The sequence below is a fragment of the Ellagibacter isourolithinifaciens genome (genome assembly GCF_008831035.1).
In the GTDB taxonomy this organism is placed as follows: Bacteria; Actinomycetota; Coriobacteriia; order Coriobacteriales; family Eggerthellaceae; genus Ellagibacter; species Ellagibacter isourolithinifaciens.
The window spans coordinates 1-26379 of sequence record NZ_WAJR01000005.1 but is presented as its reverse complement, the minus strand read 5'-3'; the positions used below and the strand labels follow the sequence as shown (position 1 = coordinate 26379).

Annotated in this window: 21 protein-coding genes; 7 read left to right on the top strand and 14 right to left on the bottom strand. The window is 59.0% G+C overall.

Going from position 1 to position 26379, the window contains the following annotated elements:
• Positions 1-4: 4 nt before the first annotated feature.
• The 11 genes from F8C90_RS03265 to F8C90_RS03215 all read right to left on the bottom strand — a co-directional run bounded on the left by F8C90_RS03265 (position 5) and on the right by F8C90_RS03215 (position 11749).
• Positions 5-766 carry a TorD/DmsD family molecular chaperone gene (locus tag F8C90_RS03265; RefSeq protein ID WP_158049021.1) on the bottom strand — a complete coding sequence of 254 codons (762 nt, stop codon included), beginning with the start codon at positions 764-766 and terminating at the stop codon, positions 5-7.
• Between the two features lie 144 nt (positions 767-910).
• Entirely contained in the window at positions 911-1489 is a 579-nt protein-coding gene (locus F8C90_RS03260) for a 4Fe-4S dicluster domain-containing protein (protein ID WP_158049020.1), read from the bottom strand.
• Positions 1490-1631: 142 nt separating this feature from the next.
• Complete coding sequence (locus F8C90_RS03255) at positions 1632-4121, bottom strand: molybdopterin-dependent oxidoreductase (protein ID WP_211361004.1); 2490 nt, start codon at positions 4119-4121, stop codon at positions 1632-1634.
• Positions 4122-4145: 24 nt separating this feature from the next.
• Entirely contained in the window at positions 4146-4916 is a 771-nt protein-coding gene (locus tag F8C90_RS03250; RefSeq protein WP_158049019.1) for a DmsC/YnfH family molybdoenzyme membrane anchor subunit, read from the bottom strand.
• A 440-nt stretch (positions 4917-5356) separates the two neighbouring features.
• On the bottom strand, positions 5357-6346 hold the full coding sequence (locus F8C90_RS03245; protein ID WP_246155765.1) for a slipin family protein: 990 nt from the start codon (positions 6344-6346) through the stop codon (positions 5357-5359).
• Positions 6327-6761, bottom strand: a complete 435-nt coding sequence (locus F8C90_RS03240; protein ID WP_246155764.1) for a GntR family transcriptional regulator — start codon at positions 6759-6761, stop codon at positions 6327-6329. Before F8C90_RS03240 ends, F8C90_RS03245 begins: the two co-directional genes overlap by 20 nt.
• Positions 6762-6953: 192 nt before the next feature.
• Positions 6954-7874 (bottom strand): NrfD/PsrC family molybdoenzyme membrane anchor subunit, encoded by a 921-nt coding sequence (gene nrfD / locus F8C90_RS03235; RefSeq protein ID WP_170264520.1) that lies wholly within the window; start codon positions 7872-7874, stop codon positions 6954-6956.
• Between the two features lie 353 nt (positions 7875-8227).
• Positions 8228-10048, bottom strand: coding sequence for an ABC transporter ATP-binding protein (locus tag F8C90_RS03230; RefSeq protein WP_170264519.1), 1821 nt, complete (start codon positions 10046-10048; stop codon positions 8228-8230).
• The gene (locus tag F8C90_RS03225; protein WP_246155763.1) at positions 10045-10602 is read right to left on the bottom strand and encodes a S24/S26 family peptidase; all 558 of its coding nucleotides are present in this window, start codon (positions 10600-10602) and stop codon (positions 10045-10047) included. Before F8C90_RS03225 ends, F8C90_RS03230 begins: the two co-directional genes overlap by 4 nt.
• A gap of 36 nt (positions 10603-10638) precedes the next feature.
• The gene (locus F8C90_RS03220) at positions 10639-10905 is read right to left on the bottom strand and encodes a PqqD family protein (RefSeq protein WP_211361003.1); all 267 of its coding nucleotides are present in this window, start codon (positions 10903-10905) and stop codon (positions 10639-10641) included.
• Positions 10895-11749: a hypothetical protein gene (locus F8C90_RS03215; RefSeq protein WP_158049016.1), complete on the bottom strand. Its 855-nt coding sequence runs from the start codon at positions 11747-11749 to the stop codon at positions 10895-10897. Before F8C90_RS03215 ends, F8C90_RS03220 begins: the two co-directional genes overlap by 11 nt.
• A 260-nt stretch (positions 11750-12009) precedes the next feature.
• Here F8C90_RS03215 and F8C90_RS03210 point away from each other — a divergent pair, with 260 nt between their 5' ends.
• Positions 12010-13395: a nucleotidyltransferase domain-containing protein gene (locus F8C90_RS03210; protein WP_170264518.1), complete on the top strand. Its 1386-nt coding sequence runs from the start codon at positions 12010-12012 to the stop codon at positions 13393-13395.
• 248 nt (positions 13396-13643) lie between these two features.
• Here F8C90_RS03210 and F8C90_RS03205 read toward each other — a convergent pair whose 3' ends face one another.
• Positions 13644-14117 (bottom strand): hypothetical protein, encoded by a 474-nt coding sequence (locus tag F8C90_RS03205; protein ID WP_158049014.1) that lies wholly within the window; start codon positions 14115-14117, stop codon positions 13644-13646.
• Between the two features lie 285 nt (positions 14118-14402).
• The gene (locus F8C90_RS03200; protein WP_158049013.1) at positions 14403-18773 is read right to left on the bottom strand and encodes a beta strand repeat-containing protein; all 4371 of its coding nucleotides are present in this window, start codon (positions 18771-18773) and stop codon (positions 14403-14405) included.
• Between the two features lie 308 nt (positions 18774-19081).
• Between F8C90_RS03200 and F8C90_RS03195 the strand changes: the two genes are divergently transcribed.
• The 6 genes from F8C90_RS03195 to F8C90_RS10890 all read left to right on the top strand — a co-directional run bounded on the left by F8C90_RS03195 (position 19082) and on the right by F8C90_RS10890 (position 24284).
• Complete coding sequence (locus F8C90_RS03195; RefSeq protein WP_170264517.1) at positions 19082-20287, top strand: IS110 family RNA-guided transposase; 1206 nt, start codon at positions 19082-19084, stop codon at positions 20285-20287.
• 890 nt (positions 20288-21177) lie between these two features.
• Positions 21178-22362: an ATP-binding protein gene (locus tag F8C90_RS03190; protein WP_246155762.1), complete on the top strand. Its 1185-nt coding sequence runs from the start codon at positions 21178-21180 to the stop codon at positions 22360-22362.
• Between the two features lie 441 nt (positions 22363-22803).
• Positions 22804-23073 (top strand): type II toxin-antitoxin system RelB/DinJ family antitoxin, encoded by a 270-nt coding sequence (locus F8C90_RS03185; protein ID WP_158049010.1) that lies wholly within the window; start codon positions 22804-22806, stop codon positions 23071-23073.
• A gap of 4 nt (positions 23074-23077) precedes the next feature.
• Positions 23078-23368: a type II toxin-antitoxin system RelE/ParE family toxin gene (locus F8C90_RS03180; RefSeq protein ID WP_158049009.1), complete on the top strand. Its 291-nt coding sequence runs from the start codon at positions 23078-23080 to the stop codon at positions 23366-23368.
• A 230-nt stretch (positions 23369-23598) separates the two neighbouring features.
• Positions 23599-23922: a hypothetical protein gene (locus F8C90_RS03175; RefSeq protein WP_158049008.1), complete on the top strand. Its 324-nt coding sequence runs from the start codon at positions 23599-23601 to the stop codon at positions 23920-23922.
• Positions 23923-24122: 200 nt separating this feature from the next.
• Positions 24123-24284, top strand: coding sequence for a hypothetical protein (locus F8C90_RS10890; RefSeq protein WP_170264515.1), 162 nt, complete (start codon positions 24123-24125; stop codon positions 24282-24284).
• Between the two features lie 52 nt (positions 24285-24336).
• On the opposite strand, the gene F8C90_RS03170 is transcribed toward F8C90_RS10890, so the two are convergent.
• Positions 24337-25734 (bottom strand): RNA-binding domain-containing protein, encoded by a 1398-nt coding sequence (locus F8C90_RS03170; protein ID WP_246155761.1) that lies wholly within the window; start codon positions 25732-25734, stop codon positions 24337-24339.
• Between the last annotated feature and the right edge of the window lie 645 nt (positions 25735-26379).

Sequence of the window (26379 nt, the reverse complement as noted above, 5' to 3'; positions counted from 1 at the left end):
ATCCCTATTCGCCAATATGTCCCATCAGCCAATCGAGCTGCACGCTATCGACATGGGCAACCATGACGATGCCCTGGGCAAATGCGGCATACAGTCCGCGCGCGTCCCGTTCGATCACTTTTTGAGCGAACGCGTTGACCCACGTGAGCACATGCGCTTCCAAAAAAGCCTTGGAATCCTGCAGCGCCTTCCGGCATTCGGAATCGCGCCCGTCGGCATATGCCTCGTACGCACGAGACCCCATGCAGCTCAGATATCCCAGCATAGCCGCAATGTGGTCATCGGGGAACTGCTTTTCAGCCTGAAGTTTCAAACCGGCGGCATGATACGCTGCGCGAACGTCGAGCGTGCTGCACTGGAACAGCGTCTGCTCGGTACCCACGTACGGCGACTCCCACATATGAACATAGCAGTCCCCAGGAATCTGGAAGAGCTTCGCGTAGTCGCCTTCCATCTCGGGCGCAAGCGCCGCCACGGCATCCGAAGACAGGCCCCCGTGTTCGTCATAGCACGCCAGAACCTCCCTCGCACAATCGTCGAGCGAGCGGTCCATCTTAGCGAGAGCGCACTTGCTGTCAACGGACAGGTCCCCATCAGAGATCACGGCAGCCTCGCAGGTGAACATCTCGCGAGCCTGTGAACCAAAGAGCTTCGCGACGAAATCGGGCGAGCAGTTGCCGCCGAAGACCGCATGAAGCAGATCGTAGAGGTACGCGCGGCGGGCAAGATCCATGCCGATGCGGCTTTCGAGTTGTTGATCAGGCATAACGCCGCTCCTTTCAAGGGAAGGCCGCACCCTTCTCGCTGCGGCGAGAACACGGGCAGCCAACTGTTCCAGTGAATACTACACGACAAGAAAACGCCGCGCCACAAACGAGATGCGGCGCGGCGGCAAATGAAACCCCAGGTTTTACCAGGTCAGTTCGACAGCAGAGCTATCGAACGCAAGATCTTTGGTCTTGACGAGGAGGTTCGGCTGGGTCAGATCGGGGCTCGGGAGCACCACGATGGTGCCCTTGTCCAGATCGTTGCCATACTTCTTGCGAAGTTCGTCAACATCGCCGGCGTCAAGCGCACGGTTCGGGCAACCCGCAACGCAAGCGGGCTGATCGCCGTTGGCTCGCAGGCCGTAGCAACCGTCGCACTTGCCGGAAACGCCCTTCTCGGGGAAGTACTGCGGATGGCCGTACGGGCAGCTCATCACGCACATACGGCAACCAATGCACTTGCTCTGGTCCTGAACGACAGTGCCATCTTCAGCCTTGCTGATCGCACCCGTCGGGCAGTTGGCCAAGCAGATCGGGTTCTCGCAATGGTTGCAGCTGCCAGAGTAGCTGTACGACTTAACGTTGGGGAACGTGCCGACCGTGTAGCTCTTCACATTGCGATACAGGGTTCCGACCTCAAGACGATTCTTGTCTTTGCACGCCACTTGGCACGCGCGGCAGCCGATGCAACGCGTCATATCAAAGTAAAAACCAAAAGCCATGATTCCCTCCTTAGCCAAGATTCAGGATGCGTGCATCGGTGTAGCAATCGTCTTCCAATGCAGGGCCATCGTATTTCTCGAAATTGCAGTTATTGTTGTTGTAGCTAGTCACGCCGCAGCCGGAAATGTTGTTGCCGGTGAGTTAGTTGTCGGCGCCGCCCTCGTCGATGCCGGTCTTCTCGTTCAGGCGAACCCAAGAACCATGGGGAATGCCGACTTCGCCGGGCATGAGGTTCTCCATGCAGCACGCCTTGCGCAGCACTTCGCCGTACTTCGTCCAGACGCGCACGGTGTCGCCGTCCTCGATTCCCTTCTCCTTCGCGTCAGAGGCGTTCAGGAACACGGGGTTCGCCCAAGCCTCGCGCAGCCAGGGGCAGTTGTCGAACACGGAGTGCGAACGGCGGAAGTAGTGCGGATTGAACAGCAGGTACGGGTACTCGCCCTTCTCGCCATCAATCTTGCCGTCCTTGAAGGTGGTCTCGTAGCCCGTGCCGGGAACGAGGTACTCGGGGTACGGCGCGTAGGTGTGGTCGCACAGGCCGATGCTGTTGAACAGGTCGGCCTTCGCCTGGCAGGTGATCTCGAACTTGCCGCTCTTGGTCTTGAGCGGGTTCTTCTCAGGGTCCTGAATGAACGAGGCGTAGCCCAAAAACGAAGAGTACTTGTCGTCCTTCTTGCGCTCCACCTGATAGCCGCCGTTGGAGACGAACTCGTTCAAGCCCACGCGGCCGGTCTGGGTCTTACCCTCGACGCCCCACTCCTTGAGGTCGGCCTCGGTGACGGTGACGAGAGGCACGTACTTGCCGGAGTCGTCGTCCGCGATGACCGTGGCGCCCGCGATGCTGTTGAAGAACGCCTGCTTCGGGCTGATCGGGTACACCGTCTTCGGGTCAACACCGATGGCCTCCATGATCAGCGAGTTGATCTCGACGTCGGTCTTCGCTTCGAACAGCGGCTCGGTGACCTGCGAGAAGCAGAACAGGAACTCGCGGTTGGAAGCGGAAAGGCCGCCAGGGACTTCCCACTGGGTGGTGACGGGCAACACGATGTCGGAATACATCGCCTGCGTGGTCATGAACTGGGCCTTTGCCAGAACGAAGTCCATCTTGCGATGCGCCTCGATGCCGCGCTTCATGTTCGGGCCGGTCTGCAGGTAGGCGTTCTCGTCGTGGATGATGCAGTGGATGTCGCACGTGCGATCCTCACCAGCCTGCGAGCCCTTGCCGGAGTACCAGTCGCCGACCATGCGATACTTGCCGGTCAGGCACGCTTCCCACACCTGAGGTCCGGGGATGACGCCGTCGATCTCGTTCTTCTGGCTCGGATAACCCGAGCTGCCACCCTTCACCAGGGCGGGGCCGCCATTACCAGCGTTTGCATGGTAGTTGTTCGCGGTGCAGTTGCCGGGCTTGCCCATGTGGCCGCCCATAGCACCAAGCGTCATGAACAGCTGCGGAACGTTCTCGCATGCATCGCAACGAGCGGCGGCGAAGTTGTGAAGCAGCCACACGTTCTTCTTCTTGCCGATCTCGCGAGCGAACCACGTGATCTTCTCAACGGGAACGCCGCAGATGGTGGAAGCCCACTCGGCGTCGTGCTTCACGCCGTCGTACTTGCCTTCCAAATAGTCGGCGAAGTTGACGTCTTCCTTCAGGTCTTCAGGCTTGTGGTCGGCGTCGAAACCGACGGTGTACTTGTCCAAAAACTCCCAGTCGACGATATCGCCCTCGGCCTTGTCCAGGCGGATCATCTCGGAAGCGACGCCCAGCAAGAACGCCGTGTCGGTGCCGGTGCGGATGGGAATCCACTCGGCGTCGAGCATCTGGGCGGATGCCGTGTAGATCGGGTCGACGGTGATGAACTTGACGCCCGCTTCCTTCGCGCGGATGTAGTGGTAGCTCGGCGTACCGGCGGCAGACCACGCGGGATTGGACGCGTAGAACACGATGGTGTCGGCGTTCAGCATGTCGGTACGATCGTTGCACACGCCCGCATCGGTGCGGGGAATGCCGATGGTGTCGGCGGTATTCAAAAGATAGGCACCATGGGAAGTGGTGTCGGCAGTGCTGGTGTGCCCGCCCCATGCCAGAAGCGGCGCAAACGCGAGGCGCGAGCCGTAGCTTCCCAGCAGAAACGCCTGGTTGCCGTACTTCTCCTTGATGGTCTTGAACTGATCGCCAATGTAACTGATGGCCTCATCCCAGCTGATGCGCTCCCATTCGTCCTTGCCGCGCATCTCGCCGTTCGGGTTCTCCGGCGACCAAGTCTTGCGTTTGATGGGATACTTCAGGCGATCGGCGCCGAAGCACTGCTGCTGCTGCGCCTTGCCGCGCACGCAACCGCGCTGCTGCGGATAATCGAAAGAGTCTTCGTGCGTATCGTCGGTCTTCTGGCGAATCACCGCGCCATCTTTGACCATAACCTTGTTCATGCAACGGCCGCCGCAGTTGTGCCAGCACGCTGCAGAGGTCCATTCGCCGCCCTTCGCGGGATCGATGGGCATGCCCTTTGCGTCGGTGGCCTCAAGGCTGGATTCCGCAGAGCAGCCGGTCGCAGCCAGACCCGCGACGCCAGCCATAACAGCAGCAGAAGCACCCAAGAAACCACGACGGGAAATGTTGTTCGTACTCACTGTTGGTTCCCCCTTTCTGCTTTCCTACATTGCGCAGGTCGCGTAGAAACCGTAGCGGGCAATGGCAACGCCAATCACCAGCAGGGCGCACACGACGATCGCGAGCGTTTTCTTGTTGTTGAACTTTGCGCCGGCAAACACCAGGATTGCGGATGCAATCGGAGCGATGACCAGGCCCGCAATTTGCATGGCCGGGTTCAAGCCCGCGCCGGAGAAAGCGGCGATTTCGAGCGCCAGACCGACGGCGAGCACGACGTCGACGGCGACCAGCGTGTACATGACCGGCTTCTCGGCGATGTCAGCCGAACCGAAAGCGGCGCACAGGCCAAGGCCCATCGCCAACGCACCTGCGACGAACGAGAGCACGGTCGCGGGAGCGTTGCTCCACACAGCGTTGCCGTACACATCGATGTAGGCCGTGCCCATGAGCACGATGACGAGCACCGCCGCAATCGCGCCGATGACGCGCAGAGCGAACGGGCTGTCCTTCTTCACGAAGGTGATGATGAGGTCGATAAGCGCCAGAATGAAGAAGACGCCTGCAAGCAGCACTTCCTTGACCATACCGGAGCCAAAGTTGACCGTGCCCGCGCCGATGGACGCAAATGCGCGGGAAAGGCTGTGGACGTGCGTCGCGGCGGCGATTATGCCGATGGCGAACAGCACCACGACGACCAGAGGAACGAGCCACGGACGCTCGCCCTTGCGGGTGCGCTGGAAGCAAGTTTCGAACACGTAGGCTCCTGCCGCTAGCCCTCCCAGCAACGTGAACAGGAATAAGGATTCAAGACCCATGTTTCCCCCCTTAGTATCTCTTTGGCGCCCGCGTCGTGCGGGCAACCCTGCTTTGCGGAACGCGCCTCGCCCGCACGTTCCGCCTATTCGACAAGCAGCTCATCCATGTGGCGACAAAGATGACCTTTCACCGAATAATTGCCCAGGATCTCAGCTGGTGATCCTTTTCGTGGATTGTAACAAAATTGTCGCACGACAATCAATAGTGTCGTGCGACAATTTCAAGTGTTACTATTCTATCTTGTAGATAATAGCTTTCGTTGGGAAACTTCACCGGGCTCTGCGTACACGCCGTCGCCGGCTGCTCGCCAGTCCCCATGCGGCCGCCGTCGTCGACTACTTCACGGGCCGCCGGTCCCCGCGCGTACCCCACGATGGCTGCTTTACTCGCCTAGTTCGTCGGCTCCTCACCAAACTTTGTGGGCGCCCGTTCCGCCTGCCTACTTCACGAGCTTTTCGCTCGGCGACTTCGTCGGCTCCTCACCCGGCTTAACGTTGAAGCCGTCGCTGTAAGCGCTGGGGACCACCAGTGCCCCATCGTTGTCCTGCATGCCCTCATAGGTGAGGTGCATCTTGCGAAGCGTCAGGGCGATGTCGTCGTGGCTATACGATTGCGCGACGTCGTCGAGGATCGCGGAGATGTCCTTCTCAGCCTCCATCAGCGTAATGCGCGCGCTCTTGCGGCATTCGGCCTGCGCTTCAAGCGAGATCACATTCTGAAGTTCCTTGGGGATGATGAGGTCGCGAACCTCGACCGACACAATGGAAATCCCCCAATCCGACACCTTCTGCTCGACGGCTTCGCGAAGCTCCTGGTCAAGCTGATGACGGCGCATGACCACGTTCTGGAGCGACGCGCGGCCGATGGCATCGCGCAGGGCCGTTTGCGCGGAAAGCGCCACGGCGAAGTGGCAATCCTGCACTTCGGTGCAGGCCTTTTCGGGGTCCCAGATAACCCAGAACAGCACGGCGTCCACGTCGAGCGGCACAAGGTCGCTGGTCAGCGCCTCCTCGGCACCAAACGGCGTGGCATTCATGCGCTGGTCGACGCGCAGCGTGCAGAATTCGAATAGAGGGATGGTGAAGAACAGCCCCGGGCCCGCAAGGCGGTCGAACCGGCCGAGGCGCATGACCACGACGCGTTCCCAGTCCATACACACATGTACCGAGGACAGGACGGTGAGGCCCACGATCACGGAGACGATGATCCCCACGAACGTGAACTTGCCGAGCGCGAGAATGAACGCTGCAAGCACAACCGCGAACGCGACAAGAGCGAGCACCACAGAGATCATCACCGCGCCGTTTCGCGTGGCTTTCTTCGTCGGGTCGGAGCGATACGCGTCCGCCGCAACGCCGAATTCCATTTCGGAGCGGCGATACGTGTCCTTTTGCTCCTGAGGGCGGGTCTTATCCTTGAGCTTTCTCATAATCCTTTTTCATCCTCCTTACGCACGAAGACACCATCTTCGGAATGTCGTCATATGCCATGCCGTTTTCGAGGCATCCTTTCACGAACTCTTCGACAAGCGCGTCCACCTCCGGCGCGGGTTTTAAGATAGCGTCCGGATCGTTCACGAACACGCCGCTGCCGCGCACCGTGGTCACGTAGCCGTCGCGCTCGAGCCCCATGTAGGCCTTGCTCACCGTGTTGTACGCAATGCGCAGTTCAGCTGCATATTTGCGCACCGTCGGCAGCTTCTCGCCCGGCTTGTAGAAGCCCGATGTGATGAGGTAGGCCATGCGATTGCGCAGCTGCACCCACATCGGCAAGTCGCTGGACTCGTCGAACGAAAACGGCGGTATTTCTTTAATCTGCTGCTTCACGTTTCCCTTTTCTTGCACTTACCCCATATGTCCGTTGCCCGCGTGTGCGAGTCTGTCCCGCTCACCTGCTCTCAGCGCTTCCTTTCGTAGTTGCCACCCCCCGAAGGGTCTTGGAGCGGCATTGCGCTCCCCCTGCGTTTACGCGGCTACGCGCGCGACCTTGTGCGCTGCGGCCTCGCGTTCCCTTGCCTTGCATTCCATGTCTCCCCGCTATGGTGAAGGTGCCACGCCGCATGCGACGATGGCGATTCGAAGGCAAAGCCCTCCGACCAGCGCCAATGTGGCAATTCCCGCCGCACCCGGAGTGGGAATCTCCCGCTTGCACGCCAGGGAAACTGCTTCCGCAACAAGGGGAATCGCAAGTCCACAGGCGACGAAACCTGCCCAAAACGTGGTCGACAGGTCGCCTTCGAAAAGCCGCATGACCGCCATGGAGGCGCTCCCCTTCCCGAAGGCAAGCAAAGCAACGATGGAGACTATCTCGATCAGGATGAACGCGATGTCGATCCAAGCGAGCAGGCGTGCCATGATACGCGTCACGCGCACATCTTCGCAGGTGCAGGCCGCGAGCATGACCACTGCGCAGCCGCACGAGAGCGCCGATGCCGCGAACAGAACGGGCAGCCACGCCGACTGCCAGATTTCGACCGAGATAACGCTTTGAAGAAGCAAGCCAGTGTAGACCATCACGATGACCGCAACAGGAAGGCCTATCGCCTTTGCGGCGAACGATACGGCGCGCGCCCATTCCGGCAGCACGAAAATGGTGTCGGCAAGGGAGATTACCAGGAAGACGGTGAGCAGCGTCAAGGCGAAAGCGCCGATGGAGACCAGGCTGCTCGTCGGATAAAGGAACAGGAAGAAGAATGTTTCGGGGCGCCCTAGGTCTGCAACCAGGCACAGCTCGCCCGTGAGGACGACGATCAGGGCGGTGCCGTACACAAATCGGCGAATGCGCTTGTACGTGGGCTCGGAAATCACCGATTGCGGTGCAAGGAACGCTCTGCCGTACTCGCCGCGGCGATGGTCTTTCACGGCCTTGGCGATGTCGAAGAGGGCGGTGAGCGCGAAGGCGCTGGCGGCGGTTCCACCAAGGAAAAGGTAGATGGCTATCAACTTGCTGAAAACCACGCAGTCCCTTTCTTGTTGCCGCTTCGCCTGATTTACCAACAATAATCTACCACATGTTTTGCTCGAGAGGCGCATTTGTCGCACGACAATTTGGATGCCGCGACGATTGGGCGATCTGGCGCGGCGCCTTCTTATTCAGAATCGGCTCGTCGCGGACAAATTTGGCCGATATGTGAGTCCTTGCGCCCAGGGAAGATCGCTCGCCCGCGCTTCCGTCGGCATTTTCCCAGGTCAAAATTTTCGAATGGAAGTTAGCTTATCGATGCTCCTCACATATCGCCAATCTTTGTCCACGATGAAGCGATTTCGAGGAAGGGGCACAAGAAGTGACGAAGTCTATGAAGGAATGCGTCCTAACGCACTTCGGTCAACACACCATCTTCCACGTGAAGGCGCATGGTGGCGAACTCGCGCGCCTTTGCGCGATGGGCGGCGACGAAAATCGTTTTACCAGGTAGTGAGGCTATATTGGCAAGAACGGCCGCTTCGGTCGCGTCATCGAGCGCGCTCGTGACTTCGTCGAGCACCATGATGGGTGCGCCCGAGCACACCGCACGCGCGATAGCCAGACGCTGCAGCTGCCCCTGGGAAAGGCCCTGCCCGTGCTCGCCGATCATCGTGTCAAGCCCCAGCGGAAGCTCTTCCACGAAGTCCCACGCACACGCCACTTCACATGCACGTTTTACCTGGTCATCGGTCGCATCAGAGGCGGCGAACGCCACGTTTTCGCGAATCGAGCCTGCAAACAGGAAGTTGTCTTGCGGCACATAGGCAAACACACCAGGCGGCACTTGAGATGCGGAGCAGGCGGGAACGGCGAACGCACTCGCAGGGGCATCGGTAAGAGGCGCGCCCGTAGCGACCGAGCCTGCGGGGACATCGGGCGCAGCAGCTGCGGACGTCGCGGCACCTACGGCGAGCTCGTACGCGAAGCCATCTGCATCGTAGGCACCTAACAGCAGCTTGAACAGCGTGGATTTCCCGGAGCCGGATGGACCTTCCACCACCACGAAGGAGCCCTTGGGAACGAATACGTCAGCACAGGCCAAGCTCACGGGCTCTTCCACCTCCTCAACGGACGCGGGGCCATCTTCCGCTTCCTCGTCATCGTAGGAAAACGCCAAATTGCGCATCCGCACGCCTGAGAGCCGCTGATAGAATTCCTCGGCGGTCACAGGCAAGCAGCCCTCCGAGTGCGGCAATTCCGCCACCTCCATCAGGCGCTCCGCCGATGCCAGCGTCTGATACAGTTGCGGCAGCATGCCCGACAAGCTTGAAACCGGCGCCTGAATGCGTGCCACCAGCTGCAGCACCGCCATAAGCGTGCCGTAGCTCATGGCGCCATGCAGAAGCTCGAACGCGCACCACGTGAGTGCCACGACGTACAGCGCGTTGAAGAAGAACGAGAAACTCGCGTTGGCGGCGATGGAGTACCCGCGGCGGCGCATCTGCGCGGTGAAATGGTCCTCCTGCAGCGTGTCCGCACGCGCACTCGTGGCGGGCTGGGCCCCAAACGAGCGGATGACCAGCTGATGCTCGAGCGCTTCTTGCAGAAACACGCGCACGGCGCCTTCCTTTTCCTGCACGATCTTGTGCAGCGCCTTCAACCGTCCGCGCAGCGTGCGCGCCAGCACGAACGAGAGCAGCGCGGCGGCAGCGAACAGGGCCACCATGGGCGGGCTGATCAGCGCGAGCACCGCAATGGCGAACACGAGCTGCATGAGCATGGACACAAAGCTCGGGATGATGGTCGCCACGCCGTTCGATACGACCTGCACGTCGGAGAACATGCGGTTGGAGAGCTCGCCGGAATGGAAGCGCAAAACGTTGCCAAAGCGCGCGGCAAAGATGCTATCGAGCATCGATTTCCGCAGTTCAAGGGCGAAACGGGCCCGAATGCGCTCCTGGGTGCTGTTGATAGCCAGGCGAAGCACCAACTGCGCGATGATAACGCCTACGAGCACCGCCGCGCTTGCCAGCAAGCCGTCGATGTTTCCCGCGACTGCCTGGTCGATGACGGCGCGGCACGCCAGAGCGAAGTCCACGAGCACCGCCGCCTGCACCGTGCACAGCACCGACAGCGCAACGATGCGGCCATGCTGCGCCTTCGATTGCGCGAACAGCCACGCGTAGGTGACCTCGTCCTGCTCGCGCACCTCAGCCCCGCGCATCATTTTCGCCCCGCTTCGCTCGCGGCATCGCGTTTGCGCAGGCCGCATGCCGCAAGAACGCGCTTGCCCGCGCGCCTTACCGCAGCGTTTGCGCCCTTGCACACCTTGCGTGCGGGAAAGAGCGCCACCCACAGCTTCGAGTACAAATGGTATCCGCGGGAGGTCTCGCAATCGATGTGGCGGCCGTCGCGATAGAAGCCTCGCAGCACGCCGAGCACGTCCTCGCGCGGGATGTATTCCAGCATGACGCAGTTATCTCCGCAGATCACGTAGCCTTTTTTGGGACCTTTCCCGTAATGCCCCACCACGCGATGCAGCACGTACTTCTCACCGCGGCGGTACAGCGCCACATCGTAGCGGTGCAGCTCGCCCTCGGCTGGCACCACCATCATCACGTCGTGGCGGTTGCGCAGCATCGGCCACATGGAAACGCCCACGGGCGGCCCCATGTAAAAACCCTCGGATGCGAGCACATCCTCGATTTTGCGCGGCTCATCAGGGGAGGAAGACCCACCTGCGTCAGGCGCCGCTGAGGGTATGTCTTTTTCGCACGTCATGAATCGCTTGCCGACTGGAACCTAGCGGTTAGGCTCCTACTCCTCAAGCAAGTCGGCGTCGCGAAGCTTACCCAAAAACGCCGCGACATCGGCACGCGCCGTGTCTTCGTCGACCGCGTATTCTGCCAGCAGTGCTCGGACCAACATATCTTCCGTGGTATTCGCACCAAGCTGCTCCCACAGGAACGTGCCCGTGTCATTCAGGCGAATCATGCAGTGGCGCTCCATGCTGGCCTCGCCCACCGGCACGACCACATGTTGACTGCCCACTTTGTTCACGATGAAACCGTCTTTAATCTTCATGCCCAGATCCTTCGCATCGATGCGTTCGTTCGCGCCCATTATCGCACAGCGTCATCTGGAACGCCGCGTCAAAGGCGGCAGGAGTCGGCGTGCAGCGTAGCACGTAGAACGGCGCGCTGTTCACCAACCTATCGAGCAAATCAAGCTGCCGAGCAGCCAAAGCGGGGTCATGCGGCATCAGAATCTGATTCATGATGCGCGCGACGATTTCCCCGTCATCTTCCAAACGGGACAGGCGGTCCGGCTCGCCCGGCTCGCAGCGTTCGATAAAGCAAACGGCGTGAAGGGGAACGCTCGTGTTTTGTCCCCAGTTTTCCTTGCCGCAGTATGGAGTGCCGTACGCGATGAACTCGCCCACCGGCTGGTCGCAGGCGGTTTCGGCAGCTTCCCCACCAGGCGTCTCGCTCGGCGCCCCAGCGCCTTTCGCCTCGACGGCTTCCCCATTTCGCCAGCGCAGGATGGGTTTGTCGCCGTTCACCACCGTCACGTCGTCGCCCAGCGCGCGCATCCACTGCGCGACGTGCGTGCTCTTGCCCGTGCCGCTTTTCGCCGCAAACGCGAAGCCGCGGCCCGCATACGAGACGATTGCCGCATGGAGCAGGAACGCGTTGTAGTCCAGCATGTGCGTGCAAATCTTGCGGTAGAGCGCAAGCGACTCGCAATACGCGGGCGAGAACGTGCCCTCATCGCTGTTCTCCGCCGCAATCTCCTCTGGCGTCGCCGATACCGAAAAGTTGCATTCATCAGGTAAAACATCGACAATGTAGTCCGCGCAAAGCCGCTCGGTGAACGCATAGCGGTTCTCGATGGCGACAAGAACCTCGGCTATTTGGACGCAGAACATAAACTTCGCTCCTTGGGAAGGCGACGACGACACGAACAGGTTGCAGACGGCACAAGAGGATTGCAGGCAGCTAGTGACTGCCACAGGCGGTGACAGCAACCGCAACTACTCCCGAATTGCACAGTATGTAGGCATTTCTCGATTCGTGATTAACGCTGCTATATTATAGGCGCACAGGAAGAACGCGCGACCGATTGTCAGGTCCGCAAGTAATTTCCACGTGCGCGCATGCCGCAACGAAGCAACGAGAGGATAAGTCCGTGGAGCTTTCCGCCGCCGAAGAATACGCGATCAGAATCATCGCCGCCGAAAGCGCCCTTCAACACGCGAAGCGCGACGAAGCTCCCGCGGCCAGGCCTTCCAGCTCGCTTGCAGGCGCGCCAGATGGCAAGGCGAGCAGCCCAGCCCTCGTTGCAGGCGGAACTGTCGCAAGCCGCCCCACCCTCGCTCCAGGCGGAATCGCCACGCCTGAGACAAATCACCCGGCCCCGATCCCGATCCCCGTCTCACTCCCCGTTCCACCCATCCCTGACGGTCTGTGGCCTGCCGTGCGGTCCGAACTGGAGGCGCAATCCGTCATCGGCTATCCGGCAAACGCCGTCGAATCCCTTGGGCTCTCCCCTGCCGACCAGGCGGAATACCTTGCGCGCGCCGGGAAAAACCTGTCAAGCTGGTATCGCATCATGATGGCGCAAGACAGCGTGCTCGCCGAGTTTCGCCAGGCAGGCATCCCCGTTGCCGTGCTGAAGGGTGCGGCCGCTGCGGTAAATTACCCGCAGCCAAACAGCCGCAGCATGGGCGATATCGATCTCATCGTGCCGCCCGACCACTTCGAACAGGCGTTTTCGCTCATGGAACGCTTGGGGTGGGAAAACGATATTGAGCTTGAAATCAATCCGCGCCACGCGGGCTTTAAGAAAGCGGGCTGCCCCGAAATCGAGCTGCATCGCTATTTCAGCACATGCACCAACAAGCAGCAGGCACAGATCCTTGACCAGGCCATTTACGACGCCATCCCGCGCGCCGAATGGATCGATGTCGCAGGCTTCAGTGTGCCCGTGTTGCCGCCGCTCGAGAACGGGCTGGTGCTGCTCGCGCATGTCAACCAGCATCTAGGTTCGGGTCTGGGGCTTCGCCAGATTCTGGATTGGCAGATGTTCGTCGATGCGCAGTTGACCGACGAGCTTTGGGAGCGCGGCTTTCAACATGCGGCGCAGCAGATCGGCATGGAGAAGCTGGCGGTCACCACAACGTGGCTTTGCCGCACCTACCTGGGGCTTCAGATATCGGCAACGTGGTTTGGCGAAGCCGACGCGCAGCTTGCGAGCGACCTTCTGCTCTACATCATGCAGCGGGGGAACATGGGGCGCAAGATGGAGCGCGGCGCGCAGGCAACCCGCACGGTGCTGCACAACCTCCGCAGCCCCGCGGCCTTGGTTCGCTATCTTTACGAGGGCGGTCGCGCTCATTGGGCACCGGCGCGCAAGCACGCATGGCTTGCCCCAGCCGCGTGTCTCTACCAAGTGGGGCACGTTATCCGCAAGGGACTCTCGCGCAACGCGAGCATGAGTGAGCTCGTCACCGACGCACGTAGCGCGCAAGAAGACATCGACCTGCTCAAACGCCTTGAGGTTACCAGGATGTAGAAAGACGAAGGCCGGGGGAAGCGACCGCCGCTTTTGACGAAGGTTGGGAAAGCGGCTGCGAAATTGATTGCTGGGAAACGGACGGCAACCCGAAACGGTGACCCTAAAATGACCGTCGCCCGAAACGAGAAGCGGAAAAATCACAGCCGACAAAAACGAAGGATGCAAATAACGGGTTCCGGGAATCGTCCTGGAACCCGTTTCGGTTGTTCCGCTGCCGAGCAGTAGGCGCGAGAAGGATAGGCGGCTTAGTAGTAACCCGTCCACTTTGAGCCGTCGGGCTCAGTTTTGACGCCGGGATCGGCGCCACCAGTCGGGTCGCTGCCGGCAGAATCGCCCGGACCCTTCTCGGAGGAATTATCACTGCCTGCGTTCGAGCCGCCCGGCTGGTTGTCCGAAGTGGAGCCAGAGCTGCTCACGCTCGGAGTGTCGCCGCCAGAAGTTGACGTGCCAGCGGAGGACTCGCCCGTCGCGGCATCGGGGGAATCCCCATACACCTCGGACGCATCAACCTCGTTGTCGGCCGTGCCGTCGCCCGATGCATGCATTGCGCCTACGTCCTTAGAAGATGCGTCGGAGGCAATTGCAACAGCGCTGTCCGTTTTCGACGCCGCCTCATCCTGGCTCGAGCCGCCCGACACCATCAAAACGACGAGAATCACAACGACAACCAAAATCGCCGCGCCCGCGCCGATAAGTACATTACGTTTTCGCGTATCCATAGATTTAGTAACCCTTCGTTCAATCAGTGGAAATCCGCAAACAAATGAAGGGCGGACGCAAACCGCCCGCCCTCGCTAGATTCATCAAACTGTGAATCATCGCAAGGCCCCGCCTGGCAAGCCGAGCAGGGCCTTGCGAAGCTGAACGACTATTAGTAATTGTCCGTGCCACTGTCACCAGGGCCATCAATAAACCCCCCAGAAGCAACAATAACGTCACGGTCTTCTAGTTCGATAATGTCCACCTCGGGGGTTTCGTAGCTGCTCTTCATATCATTCAACTTTCTACTGAATTGCGGACTTGATTTTCAGAGCATATTCCTTTTCGGAGTTGCTCGCCATAGAATGTTTAAGAATGGCATCTGCAACTTCACCCACCGATCGCGTTTGGTAATCACTCTCGACTGCCTCGACGGTGGTTCCATCAGCAGTCACGTACTTAACAAACGCTTTTTCAGTGAAGTTTGCTTTGTAGAGGTTTGTCTTCACGTTGTTGAACACCAAGTTTGCCGTAACAGTGCCGTCGTTATTCATGGCGTTGTTATACGCCACAAAGCGGACGTCGTCGGGAGAGCTAACGGTAACCTTCTTGTAGTACCAGCCGTTCTCAATGAACGCGGATTTTTCGGGAATAGCCATAGTGTAGCCAAAACGCAGATAAGTCGACGTGCTCGGATCAGTAACGTCCATCCTCAGCGAACCGCCCTTGAATTGCAACAAATCGGTGATGGGAACAAACTTGGCATAGGCAGCGCCCTCGACATCGCTTGCAGCGCAAGGAGTCGTGAACGCAGCGTCCTTGTACCAACCGGCGAACGCCTTGCCTTCCTGGGTCGGATACGTCCAAGAGGCCTGGTCACCACTGCGGTAATCCTGCAGCAGGTACGCGCCTTCGGCAAGCTTGACGCCGTATGTGCCATCGGCGTTGGCAGCAGGGGCATAGCCCTCGGCGCAGTAGTTTTCAGGGACAGCGGCCGTGAAGGTGCCACCAGAAACTGCGACGATGGCATTTGCCGCGGCAGCAGCGCTGGTCACGCGCCACGACGTGACGTTAAGAGAGCCGCCTTCAATCTTCAGGGTCGGAGGAACATTACCCGTGATATCTACCACGATCTCGCCAGTGAATTGAGCGCCGCCACCAATGATGGTTTCGCCGATCGCGCCCTCAACCCAAGCATCGGTCCAAATTTGACCGGTCAGGCTACCGCCCAGAATCTGAGCCTTGTTCCAGTTCTGCACTGCAGAGTGGTTGCTGGTCAGCGTACCGCCGTTCACAGTCAGCGTGCCGTTGGTGCCGTTCTTGACAACCAGGAAGTTCGGCTGCACGAAAGTGCCGCCGTTGATGGTGAGCGATGCCTGAGGATCATCGTCACCGTTGCAAATCAGAGACGAGCCAACCATGGAGCCAGAGGGATTTGCCTTCTTGTAGCCGGAGTTGTTCACAACATTCGCCTGGTCGACAACCATCGTGCCGATGTTCTGGATGACGTAATAGCTGGTCTCGCCTTCAATACCTTGATCGTCACGCTTGATGGTGCCAGCCTTGTCGGCGCTCGTGTCGGTAATGGTCAGGGTGCCCTTGTTCAGGATGGCCGCTTTCGCGGTACCCGTGCCGCCATTAAGGGTATGGCCGTTCAGGTCGAGCGTGATCTGCTTCGTCGAAGCAATCGTGACATTTTCCGTGGTGTCGTTCAGCAGCTGGATGGTCTTGCCTTTCTTAGCCGCAGTAATTGCAGCCTTAAGGCTGGTGTACCTATCGGTGCCAATCTGGGCAATTGCCGTTGCAATACCATACGTACCATCGGAACCCTTGACGCAGGTAAATCCATCGGCAAGGAAGCCATCAGAAACCGACTTATTAAAGGTGCCACCCGTTACTTCGAAGTTATCGCTGGTCGCCTTGCCGTAGCCGTGGAAAATCTTCCCTCGCGCATGCTTATTGACGAACTTACCACCCGTAATCTTCGTAGAAGATTTGTAGCCCGTCACCTCACCAGTAATTACCACGCACGGAGAAGCCCAATTAGGACCGGTGGCGCTGCAAACAAACTCGCCACCATTAATCGCCGTGGTCCCGTAGGTGTAAATGACGCCAGTAAAACTATTTGATACCGCATGGCTCAACTCAAACTTACCACCGTTAATGGTAAGAGTTGAACCTTCCTCGCTCTTGACGACATCCAAGCCGCCCGAGTAGGAACCGCTTTCGATAGTCAGCGTGCCGTCGTTTCTGATCATGGAAGAATCCGTATTGCCCGCCGTAGCCGTGACATCTTCAAGCGTGGCTGTGCCGTAGTTGTCGATGGTGTAGTAGCCCGTGCCACCAACAATGCTGCCGTTCTTCACGGTAGCCGTGGCGTCCTTCGCGATGGTCAGCGTCGCCTTGCCGGCGTTCGTGTTCGTCAGCGTTTTGCCACCAAGGTCAAGTGTGATGTTCTTGCCAGCAGCGATGGTTGCATCTTCAGTCGCATCCGCCAGCAGCGTGACGGTTTCGCCATCCTGAGCCGCGTCGATGGCGGCCTGCAGGGTATTGAATGCCTTAAAACCAACCTGCGCGACCGAACCAGAAACCCCATGCGTACCGTCAGGGTTCTCGATAGGCTTGCAACCCTCAGCGCACAGAGCCTCGGGGACTGCGGAAGAGAACGTGCCACCGTAAACAGCGACCGTCTTAGCAGCGTTGTCGAAATCCGACTCCTGCTTGGCCGCGGAATCCCAGGTGTAGGCCTTGATGGCCGCGTTATCGCCCTTCGCCTTGAAGGTGCCACCGGTGATGGCGATTTGGCCAAGGCCCTTGTAGCCGGGACGGTTGACGATAGAGATTGCCGCGCCGTCCTGGATGGCGCCGTCACCCTCGGTCTTCTCCACCGAATCGCCCGACACGGTGATTGCGCTACCGGCGTTGACGTTCAGATTGCCCGAGCACACCTGTGCACCCATCGTTTTCGCGTTGATCGTAGAGTTGTCGATGGTCAGCGTCCCGCTGCTGGGGAAGTAAATGCCGAAGCCGTTGGGAACGTTGAGCGTACTGTCCTTCAGAACAACGGTGTCGTTCGTGTTGTTGCCGTTCGTTTCGATGCCGCTCGTAGCGGTAGTAGACGCCTCAACGCCCTCGAACGTAAGGGTGGAGTTGTCGTACGTGATGGTGCCGCCCGAGGCAGACGGAATCAGACCGATGAGCTGCGAGCTCACGACCTTGCCGTTCTTCACCGTAAGCGATGCATCGGAATAATTGATTTCGAACGCCGCAGAGTTTGCATCGGTTCCGGTGCACGTCCAGGTGTGACCATTCAGGTCAACCACACGAGCGATGCTTCCGGAGTTGAACGTGCTACCCGTGGTGTAGTCGCGCAGCAAGGTGATGGCTTCGCCACTTGCGGTCTGCGCCTTGAACGCCTCGTCCATGGTGTAATAGCTATTTTCGCCAACCTGCGCAAGGCAAGCCTTTGCCACGCCGAAGGTGCCGTCACCGTTCGGGGTAGCCGCAGAGCCTTCAATCAGATAGCGGGACGGATCGGTGCTGAACGTACCGCTCGTGACCTCGATCGTCGCCTTTGTGGGGTCGTTGGAAGTGGTACCCGTGCTGTAGTCAACCGTGTTCAGCGTGCCATTGACGGTGCCGCCCGTGATGGACACCTTCGCCGGTTTGCCCTCGACGCCGTCGTAAGTCACTGACTCAACATTGCCGTTTACGGTGCCACCCTGAATCTGAAGGTCAGAGCCCGCTCCGCCGAATGTCCACGTCGAAACGTTGCCGTTAATGACCGCGTTGTCCTTAATAGTAGCGTTCTTCCAGTTCTGGATCGCATAGCTGTTCGCAGAATTAATGGTGCCGCCCTTGACGTAGAGGTTGCCGTGGTCGCACTTAAGGACGATGAAGTTATCCTGCGTGAACGTGCCACCACTAATAGTCAGACCCGGCACACCAGGCTTGCTGTCGTCGCCAACGCGAACAAGGGATGCACCCTTCGTTCCGCCGGCGCCGCTGCCGTTCTTTACATTGCCGCTCTGGAAGAACAACCAGCCGTCATTACCGCCCTGCACGTCAATAACGTAGTGGGAAGAAACGCCGGAGTTCTCTGCGGTGTCCTCGCGCATGATGGTGCCCGTTTGGGCTTCGCTGGAGTCCTTAACGTAAGCCCTGCTCGTGACCGTCAGCGCCGGCTTGCGCTCGCCCGTGCTGCCGTTGAGGGTGTGGCCGTTCAGGTCGAGCGTGACATAGAGCGTGGAGATTGTTACGTTCTCTTTCGTATCGGCCAGCAACTTCACCGTCGCCTTGCGCGATGCAGCGTCAATTGCCGCCTGCAGGCTGGGGTAGTTCGTGCCGTTCACTTCGGCGACGACGGCCTCAGTGCCTTCCTCGGCAGTTGGAGCTTCGGCGCCTTCTCCGTTGGCCGCAGCCGTGGGGGCCGCTTCACCAGCTGCCTCGTCGGCTGCTTCGCCAGTCGCCTCGGACTGCGGGGTTATCGTGTCGTTCAAGCTTGCGCCCGCGTCGACGCCTTCCGCCTGATCGGTAGGCTGCGTCTGCTCGCTCGGAGAGGAAGCGTCCGATGCCGCGTCGTCGTCAGCTGCAAATGCCGCAGACGGCACCATCATGGGGCACATCGCGACGCTTAGCAAAACCGAGATGACTTTGTTAGCATTGCTTACTTTCATTTCCCTTGCATCTTCCTCGTATATTCTTTCTGCCACTTGCTTTGGGTGTGGCACCCACCACTTCCTACGCTGTGGCCGCGTTCTTTATCTTTGCAAGCGAATATGGGATAAAGGACGTGCAATGGGCGGAGGGCGCATCGTTTTTCCTAGGGTTTGAGCCTTGCAAGAAAGGATTGCGCCTCCGGCTCGCGACGAGACGCGAATAAGGCTGGATGATCGATTCCGGATCGCATATCCAACGAGGCTGCGTGTCGCGGCGTCCGAAGGAGAACCTTCGCCTTGGCCATGCGGAGCGAAGGAGGCTTGCCTTGCAGTACATCGGGGTGGATATCGCCAAGCACACGCACGTCGCAGCATCGGAGCTCGATGACGGCGCGCCGCACGGGAGGCCCTTCTCCTTCCCGAACACGGAGAAGGGATTCGCGGGCCTGCTGCAGCGATTCGACGAGCTTGGGGCAACGCCCGATGATTGCCTTATCATCATGGAGTCGACAGGGCACTACTGGATGGCGCTTTGGGAGTTCCTGGATGCCCATGGCTTCAAGGTCGCCGTGGTCAACCCCGTGCTCACAGATGCCTTCCGCAAGGCGGACACCCTGAGGAAGACGAAGACCGACGGCATCGACGCGCTGCTCATCGCGGAGTTCGCCAGGTTCAAGCGGCTCGGTCCCTCGCGGATATCGCCGGAGGCCGCAGAGGGGCTCAAGCAGCTCACACGCTACCGCCATCACCTCGTGACGGAGAGGACCTCGCTCAAGAACCGCCTCACCGCGGCCTGCGACAGGATATTCCCCGAGCTCGCCTCGCTGTTCTCCGACAAGCACGGCGCGACGGCCATGGCGCTCGTCCGCGAGATCGGCTCCGCCAGGGCGATCGCGGCCACCGATATCCGCACGATAGAGAGGGTCGTGAGGACCGCGAGCCGCGGCCATCACGGCCGCGCGAAGGCCGAGGAGGTCAAGCATGCGGCCAAGCATTCCGTGGGATGCTCGTTCGCGGAAGGGGCGCTTTCCTTCGAGGCCAAGCACATAGCCGCCCTCATAGGGCACCTCGACGCCGAGATCGACGCGCTCGACGAGGAGATATCCCGTGCAGTCGACCCGGAGATCGACGAGCTCCTGCGCTCCATCCCCGGCATCGGGCCCGTCTGCGCCGCCACGATCGCCGCCGAGGTGGGAGACCCCGACCGATTCGGGGACCCCAGGAAGCTCATGGCATACGCCGGCCTCGACTCCTCGACCTGCCAGTCGGGCAAATTCAAAGGCGACGAGCAGCACATGTCCAAGAGGGGGTCCGCGCCCTTGCGCAACGCCCTCATGACCGCAGCGGACAAGGCGCGCATGCGCGATCCCTACTTCGGCGACTACTACGGCCAGATGAGGTCGCGCGGCAAGCACCACTACGTCGCCGTATCCGGGTGCGCAAGGAAGCTCTGCGGCGTCATCCTCGCCGTCCTCCGCGAACGAAGGCCCTACGAGCGACGGCCATCCATCCAGTCTCAGGATAGAGGCTGACCGCCGAAATTCTTCGCGATGGAGCAAACTCCTGCGAACCCATCAGATGATGCGGTTTGGTTCGGCATGCCCTCAAGCAACAAGATGCATGCCCTTTATCCCATATTCAGCTGTCAAAGTTCTATCTAAGAAAGCCTCGGAGACCCCTTGACTTTATTTAGCTGGTCTTTCTTTTTCCTTGTTTCCGACAATTGCTGCGTATCTCCATTCCCACCGTTACGGCTTTGGCGGGAAATAGTTTGCTGAATGGGTTTACGGGAAAAAAGCAGGGTACCCCCAATCTTGTGAGGGTACCCTGTAACGGTCGATATCTGAGCTGAGGCGCGCTGTGGTGCCGGCGACATAGAGAGTTTCACCTTGTTTCGAAACGGCGGATTCGATCCTTTCCGATTCATCCACGATGTCACCCCAATTCATCGACAGTGATGCCCGCACAGATGAAATAAATAGTAGCAGAACTATCGTTTTTAGGGGATACAAATCGCTATTTTTGAGTGCCTTGAGGGGGTCATTTTCAGAGTTGCCAAGGAGATTATTCTGACGTTTGCCGTGGACTTCTGGTAATCCATCAAGCTGGGGCTTCTATCGTTGCCAAAAGACGCAAGGCGAGCCGCCCGACCCCTGGTCCAATGCGTGACCCCTGACGGAGACGCCTGCCCACCCGACGCAAAGCAGAGCGCCCGACCCCCATCTCACGGGTGCGATCATTCAGCAAAGATGCACCATTTCAGCTATTCACTTGTTCCGCAACAATTATTCGATACACTTCGCATTTTCTGGAAAAGACTGATTTCGCGAATTAGTTCTAGCTGTATAATTCGCGTTGTTGAATTCGACTGCGATTTTCGAAATAGGAATGCGCTATGAAGCTCATATACCGAACCGCCTACATGAATAAACTTGCAAGCGCGATGGGCACGCCCGACATCAAGGTGATCACAGGCATCAGGCGTTGCGGCAAGTCAAAATTGCTTGAAGCGTTCGCCGATCAAATTCGGGCAAGCTTCCCGACGGCGAACATCATTCGCATCAACTTCAACTTGCTCGAATTCGAACCGCTTATGCAATACCGCGCGTTGCACGACTACGTCGAAAAGCATTTCGTCGAGGGCTGCAATAATGTGGTTATAATCGACGAGGTGCAGATGTGCGAGGGCTTCGAAAAGGCCATCAACAGCCTGCACGCATCCGAGAAGTACGACATCTATATCACCGGGTCGAACGCCTTTTTGCTGTCGAACGATCTCTCGACCCTGTTCACGGGCAGGACCTTCGAGGTGGAAGTGTTCCCCTTCTCGCTCGCCGAGTTCGCGCAATACCACGAAATCACATCGCCCGACGAGGCACTGACGCGATACCTGCGAGAAGGAGGTATGCCAGGTTCCTATCTGTACCCTGACGAGAGAGCTCGATTCGTCTACATCTCCGACGTGCTCGACACGCTCGTCCTGCGGGATGTCAGGCAGAAATACCGCATACGCAACGCTGAACAGCTCAAAAGGACGTGCGAGTTCCTTATGGACAATGTCGGCAACATCTCGTCGTTGAAGAGCATGGCAGCCACGCTTTCGCAGGCGGGTTTGAAGATTAACGACAAGACCTTAGCGGCTTACATCGACCACCTCTGCGACGCATTCGCTTTCTACCGCGTGCGCCGATTCGACGTAGCGGGAAAGAAATATCTCTCAACGGGCGATAAGTACTATTTGGCCGACCATTCGTTTCGTTACGCGAAGCTCGGAACCCGCAGGCTCGACTTCGGGCGCATCTACGAGAACATGGTCGCGATCGAGCTGATGCGACGAGGTTGGGAGGTATACGTCGGCGTTCTCTACCAGAAAGAGGTTGACTTCGTGGCCGCCAAGCAGGGACAGCGCCTCTATATCCAGGTGAGCGACGACATCTCGCAGGAAAGCACCTTCGAACGAGAGATCACGCCCTTGCGGAAGATTCGCGACGCGTATCCCAAGGCCATCATCGCCAAAACCGGTCACGAAACAACCGACTGGGACGGCATCAAGGTCATCGACCTGGGGCGCTGGCTCATGGGGCAAACGGGAGAGTTCGACGCTTAGCGGGGCTGCGGGACGAAGGGCGGTCGGGCCGCCGATCCGGATTCCCGCCTAATTTCTGCCCCTGGGGAGCAGAGCCGCTAGTTCGTGGTCATGCTCCCCGAAGAGCGCAAACCCCTCACTGCCACAACTGCGGCACGACGGTGTTCGCACCCGGCTACACGCTACGCATGCGCAACGGCTGCGTGCTCATCGAAGGAAATAGTGACGCAATCGCGCCTTGCCTGCCAATATCAAGTTAGCCAGATAGACAGGCGGACGAGGAACCGAAGGAAGACGAAACCCGGGGGCGCGCCCGAATACCTATCCAATTCCCGAACCCCACCCGTTGCAGTCACCTCGACAGGAAAATGTTACGTTCAACACCGATATGCAGTTGGATGCGGCTTCATGTATGTAAGACATCGTGATATAATTGTCTTGCAATGACTAGAGGAGGTAACAATGGGAACTGCATCTGTGACCATCAGGGTGGACGAGTCCACGAAACAGGCCGTGAGCGCTATCGCCGAGGACTTCGGCTTCGACATCTCGTCCATCACCCGCGCCTTCTACAAGCAGATTGAACGCGAGCATAGGATTCCTTTGACCCTGGAGTATCCCAAGCCAAACAAGGAGTCGCTGGAATCCATCCGCGAGGCGGACGAGATCGCCCGAAACGGCGGCCCGACCTACGCCTCGGCGAAGGAAATGTTTGAGGCCATGGGGGTATAGCGGCATGTTGAGGGTCGCATACACGGCGAAGTTCCAGCGCGACGTGAAGCGCCTCAAGAAGAAACACTACGATCTCGGACCGCTCGAGGCGCTCATCGACCTGGTCGCACAAAACACGCCGGAGGCCCTCGAAGAGCTTCGCCGCAGGCACAACATGCACGACCTCAAGGGCGAGTGGTCGGGCAGCAGAGAATGCCACGTTGCCAACGCCGGCGACTGGCTCGTCATCTGGCGAGACGAGGACACGTTCGTCATCTTCCAGAGAACTGGTTCTCATGATGATCTGTTCAGATAGAGCTAACCGTTTTGACGAGCCGCGGGGATCGGTCGCATGCGCTGCCGGGCCCGAGCGGCATCCCCAACTTTCGGACAACAATCGGTTTTGAGTTTGCCCCAATAAGCGCCGCAAACCCGTGGCCGCGCTTACTGCTTACCGCCTTCGCACAATCACTCCCACGATTCGATTCAATTCTAACCATTTTAACCACCATGGTTATTAAAATGGTTAGAAGGATGAGGAAGATCATGGGAGCTTACGCGGGTGCTGCCTCTCAGCCGCAAATCATGGCCACGAACAACGCATTCAAAATCGTCCTGCTCAACGTGAACTTTACAGCGACAGCGGCGAAAAATCCTGTAGCAACAGCACCTGTGCAACTGTGCTACCGCCTGGCACCGTCGGTCTACCGTGGATCGGTAATTGCAGTGGTTTCTTCGTCAATAAAGCAGGAAGCTAAAGAACTGGGCTTCATTGTTCGCCTCAACCTTCTACCTGCCCATCTTCTCCATCTCCAGCGCACGCTCTCATATCGATACCTTCAACCTATTCGCAAAACCTATCGCAAGTGAATATCCCCAGGAATTCAAGGCGTAGCTTTAGCGCGACTTAAAAATCATCCCAGCCGAAATTGTCGTCTGCTATGTCCGGACAGGGTAACGTAAAATTCTTTGCGCACTTTGAAAGCTGAACACGCCCAGAAAAGAAAGGACATGGCGCGCACCATCGGGATGATTTGAGCATCGAGCTCAATCACGCTATGAGGCGAACCATGTCCAAGACGTCCAAGCCAATCGCCATCATTCGACGAGCAGGCCGTGAAAAGCGAATTGCACGAGCTGGTCAGGAAACCATCGAAGAGGCCATCATCGAAACGTACCTCACCGACGCCTCCACTCGGCGCATCGAGGGCTTCGCGGAATCCAAGGGGTAGCTATATCGGCGGCTAGCCGAAAGTGCGCAAACTATCTCCGTACTCTCAATCCTCAGTTGCCCTGGTTGCCAGGTTTGCAATAGACAGTTCCACGGCCGCGTTTTTTCACGGACAGCTGGCCCTCGTCAACCATTCCCGCAAGGTAGCGCCTGACCGTCCTTTCGCCGACGGTCGCGACCTCGGCCGCTATCTCAGACGCGGACACCTCACCGTATCTTGCTACCAGTGCCGCCGCGGCCTTTTCCACCTCCGCTGCGGTCCTGTCACGCTTGCGCACCAAGACGGCGCCGGCGGCCTTGCCGGACCCCACATCCGCTGCGGAAAGCGGTGTTGGGACGAATGCCTCGAACGAGTCGCCGTCCGACATCCTAGGGAAGCGGCCGGTGTAGAGGCGCGAGCACCTGTATAGGTTTCGAACGCCGCTGCCAAGCTCCTCGGAGCGGCCCATCTGCGTGAAGAAGTTCGCGACGATGGGGTTTTTGGGCGTCGGATCCAGGTTCTCCGGCGTCACCGGCCCAGCATATAGGGCGCGGCTAGCATTATGGGTATGAATACCGTCGGCGTCGATGGTGATGCGCGCGATATGCGGGCTCGTGTACTCGCGATGGACGAGCGTGTTGGCAACGAGTTCGCGGATGATGATGTCGCGGACGCTTATGCGGTTGCCGCCATCGTCTAGCGAGAACGCATCTGGCATCCACTTCCTGCAGAAGTCAGAGATCTCTCCGTAGGCCTTCACGAGGTTACTCTTACAGACGAGCCGGTCATCGTAGCGCCCGTTGCCGCTGCGTTGCAATACCACGTCGGTGCGATACACCGGTGCCACATCCAGAATGGTATCTTGCTTACCAAGCAGCATCACCGCAGCGAGGTTGAATCCGTACTCGCCCGTGGCGGGGTCGCGGGACCAGAGCCTGGAGCTCTTCAGCAGTTCACCGTCGTCCATAGAGAGCCAAGGATGATCGGCACGCGCCGCCCTGACCTCGCGGCGGACATCGGACAGGAGCTCAAGGTCCAAGTCTGCCTCGGTCACCCAAGGGTAGACCGTCTTCTCCGTGTAGAAGCTCTGTTTCCTGATGATCATCGCTGCGTGTTGGACCTCGGTCTTCACTTTGACGTCGACGTCGGCTGCCCTGTCGTAAATCGTCCCCTTGAAGGAGTAGAGCGCAGGCCCCATGGGAACCCAGACTCTGATGACGGTCTTGCCACCATCTCCCTCAAGCCTTTCGAATTCCAGTGCAGGGGCCACGTTGAACATGCTAGGGTCGTTCGCGACGTTAACGATGTTGCGCTCGATAGATGCAACCGCTTTGGGGCTCACACCCGAAACAGTGCCGTCATCGAGCACACCCAGCAGTATGGACCCTCCCTGCCTGTTCGCAAAGGAGCAAATCGTCTCGTAGACGTCCCTCTCAACCTTGCCGCCGCAGCGCTTGAACTCGAGGTTCATCCCCTCGCCAGCCCTGACATAGCTCTCCAACTTCGCGTCCATGAGGCCTCACTTGAGTTTTCGTGACATTTTTTCGTGACATTTTAACGTTTTGGCCAGATTTTGGCCAGATTACGTCCGACAAAATGTCACGAAAAAATATCGCCGATGCCTGATGGAGCCGAGGAGGCTGCGAGAGCAGCTGCAACGCATTTAGTCCAACAAATGCCGAGGGGCTGCGATGGGAGGGATGCCGTTCGCCGGCATCGCCATGTGCGATCAGGACGATGCCTGGGGCGAGTCGAGGCACTTCTCCGAGAGAAACATGGCCGAGCTCTACACCGAAGAGCCCGCGCCCTCTCCAAGCAGCGGAAGGGGCCCCGAGGAGTGGCAGTGGCCAGGAAGACGATCATGGCGAGCCTCGACCTTGCAGACCAAGTGGACGAGGCCTAGGATAGGGGCAGGTATCAGATCTTAGGACGCGGCCGAACCCCTCATCACAGGCTCTTTACACCAACTTTTTCGACACTACCGCCGTCGGTAGTGTCCCGAATGTTGGTGTAGAGCTCGGTTCTCGAGGGTAGCCGCAGGCTGCCCGAGGAGCCGAGAATCACCTAGAATGCCGTCATTCTAGCGCATGCTACGCCGCCTTCCTGCCGGGAATCG